The 3,516-nt window shown below is 43.5% G+C and carries 2 protein-coding genes; both read left to right on the forward strand.

From position 1 onward, the window contains the following. Nucleotides 1–137: 137 nt before the first annotated feature. Nucleotides 138–2,855, forward strand: coding sequence for a valine--tRNA ligase (locus tag AC1DPZ_RS24060; protein WP_477408252.1), 2,718 nt, complete (start codon nt 138–140; stop codon nt 2,853–2,855). Between the two features lie 98 nt (nt 2,856–2,953). After that, nucleotides 2,954–3,516: hypothetical protein (locus AC1DPZ_RS24065; protein ID WP_477408250.1), on the forward strand; the 563-nt coding region annotated here is incomplete at its 3' end.

Below are 3,516 nucleotides of genomic sequence, written 5' to 3' on the forward strand. Positions count from 1 at the left end.
ACACAACCCGAACCTCGCTCCCCGCCACCCCCCTCCTGCAACCCGACCCCCGCTCCCCGCAACCCGAACCCAACAACCCGAAACCCGAACCAAAAAAGCACTTCAACTATTCATACAATTCCTTATTTTTGCGCGTTATGAGTATTGCTAAAACATATTTGCCTAAAGAAACCGAAGATAAATGGTACAGTTACTGGTTAAAGCACGATTTTTTTAAGTCGGTGCCCGATGAGCGCGAGCCCTATACCATAGTCATTCCGCCGCCAAATGTTACCGGGGTTTTGCATATGGGCCATATGTTGAACAATACCATACAGGATGTACTGGTACGCCGCGCCCGCATGAAAGGCAAAAATGCCTGCTGGGTGCCGGGAACCGACCATGCCAGTATAGCCACCGAAGCTAAAGTTGTGGCCATGCTTAAAGAGCGCGGCATCAGCAAAACAGACCTTACCCGCCCCGAGTTTTTAACTTATGCCTGGGAGTGGAAAGAAAAATACGGCGGTATCATCCTCGATCAGCTTAAAAAATTAGGTGCATCCTGCGATTGGGACCGCACCAAATTCACTATGGACGAGGAGCTATCCGAAGCCGTTATAGATACCTTTATCCACCTTTACAAAAAAGGCTGGATTTACCGTGGCGTACGCATGGTGAACTGGGATCCGCAGGGAAAAACCGCGGTATCCGATGAAGAAGTTATCCGTAAAGAAGTTAATCAGAAGCTTTATTATATCAAGTATCAGGTAGTTAGGGAGCTGGTATCATGTAGCAAGTATCAAGTATCAGGTACAAAAACCAAGGAATCCGGTCTTGATACTAACGACTTGATACCTGATACCACTTCCACCTATCTAACCATCGCTACCACCCGTCCCGAAACCATTATGGCTGATGCGGCTATCTGTATCAACCCAAATGATGAACGGTATTTGCATTTGCATGGTAAAACGGTATTTATCCCGCTCATCTGCCGCGAGATCCCGGTTATTTTGGATGAGTATGTTACCATGGATTTTGGTACCGGCTGTTTAAAGGTAACTCCGGCCCATGATTTGAACGATTATGAACTTGGCCAAAAGCATAACCTGCCGGTTATTGATATTTTAAACGACGACGGTACCCTGAACAACAAGGCGGAAATATTGATTGGTGAAGACCGTTTTATTGCGCGTAAAAAAATTGTTCTGCTGTTGGATGAAGAAGGCGCTTTGGAAAAGGTGGAGGACTATAAATCGCAGATAGGTTTTTCTGAACGTACCGACGCAGTTATTGAGCCAAAGCTATCAATGCAATGGTTTTGCAAAATGAGCGAAATGGCTAAGCCAGCCCTTGATTATGTGTTAAATGGCGAGGTAAAGCTGATTCCCGAAAAGTTTATAAACACCTATCGCCACTGGATGGAGAACGTTAGGGACTGGAATATTAGCCGCCAGTTGTGGTGGGGACAGCAAATCCCGGCGTGGTACCTGCCAAATGGCGAGTTTGTTATTGCCAAAAATGTTGATGAGGCCTTAACAGAAGCAAAACTTAAACCTCACAACTCACAACTCACAACTGCCGATTTAACCCAGGACCCCGACGTAGTTGATACCTGGTTCTCGTCATGGTTATGGCCCATATCTGTTTTCGACGGGTTTAAGGACCCCAACAATGCGGATATCAACTATTACTACCCAACAAAYGACCTGGTAACTGCCCCCGAGATCTTGTTTTTTTGGGTAGCGAGGATGATTATGGCCGGGCACGAGTTTAGGGGACAGGCGCCGTTTAAAAACGTTTACCTTACCGGTATAGTAAGGGATAAGCTGGGTCGTAAAATGTCGAAATCGTTAGGTAACTCTCCCGATCCGCTGGATTTGATAGAGCAATATGGTGCCGATGGTGTGCGTGTAGGTATGCTGCTTTGCTCGCCTGCCGGCAACGATTTGATGTTCGATGTAAGCTACTGCGARYAGGGTCGTAATTTTGCCAATAAAATATGGAACGCTTTTAAGCTGATAAAAGGGTGGGAGGTGGATGCAAGCCTGGCAAACCCCAACCAGATAGCTATTGAATGGTTTGGCAGCAGGTTTAACCAGGCCCTGGGCGAGATAGAAGACAACTTTGCGCAGTACCGCTTATCAGAGGCATTAATGGCCACCTACAAGCTGGTTTGGGACGATTTTTGCGCCTGGTACCTTGAAATGATAAAGCCTGCTTACCAGCAGCCCATTGATAAAGATACTTATACAGCAACAGTTGGGTATTTTGAAAATATACTAAAGGTTTTACACCCGTTTATGCCTTTCCTTACCGAGGAATTATGGCATGATGAATTATTGGGACAGCGCGGAGAAAAGGATTGTTGTATTGTTGCCCAATTGCCAAGCATTGGGGAAATAAATACTCAGCTGATTAATGAGGTGGAGATTGTTCAGCTTGTACTTACACAAATCAGGAACATTCGTAACACAAAACAGATCTCGCCTAAAGAGGCGCTTGAGCTGTTTTACAAGTCAAATTCGGGAGTAAATTATCAGCAATACCAGGCCATTATATCCAAACTGGGTAATATAAGCCAGTTTAACGAGGTTGATGATAAGGTTACAGGGGCAGTTAATTTTATTGCTTCAACCGATGAATTTTTTATTCCCTTAAGCCAAAACCTCGATCCGGTAGCAGAGTGCGCCAGGCTGGGGAAAGAGAAGGAGTATCTTTTAGGCTTTCTGAAATCGGTAGATGCAAAGCTTGGTAATGAGCGTTTTATGAACAATGCCAAGCCCGAAATTATTGAAATTGAACAAAGGAAAAAAGCTGATGCCGAGGCTAAACTGGGTATTATTGAACAAAATTTGATTGATTTGGCTTGTTAATTGTATGGTTAACCAACTGTGAAGGCAATAGTGCTTAAAAGGCGACAGTAACGTTTATGCCTTTTAAGCATCCTGCATTAACAGTTTTGTAGTTAATCATGAGTAAAGACGTAAACTTTTTTAACTTTTCAATTTATAAAATTTTATCAAAGGAGCAGTCTTTTCTTGATCAGGCACGTATTCGACTGCTTTTTTACGGTTTTCCACTTGTATTTATAGCTTTAGGCGCTGTTTTAATGAGCGTTTATTTCGAGCGGCAAATGATGCTGGCCTATACCGTTGCCGCACTAATGGTGTGCATAGCTGTATTATTTAAGTTTTTAACTTACCGGCCCAACTGGCGTTTAATTTCGCATTTACTGCTCAGCGCCGRTACTATAGTTAACGCCAGTATTGTTTTTTTAACCGTTCAAAGCGTAAATATAGTTGCCATACAGGTAATCATAATGGTTATTGTGTTTAGCTATTATATGCTTGGCCAAAAGGCGGGGCTGGTTTATTCTTTATTGAACACAGTGCCGGTACTTGCCTTTATGGTTATTGAATTTACCAGGGGTTATGTGATAGGCATAAAGCCCGATAAGATAGATCAATCAACCGTTATTATTACGCTGTTTGCCAATTTTATACTGCTGATATTTATTCACAGCCAGTTTTATAC

This window comes from Mucilaginibacter sp. P4_G9, assembly GCF_056400985.1.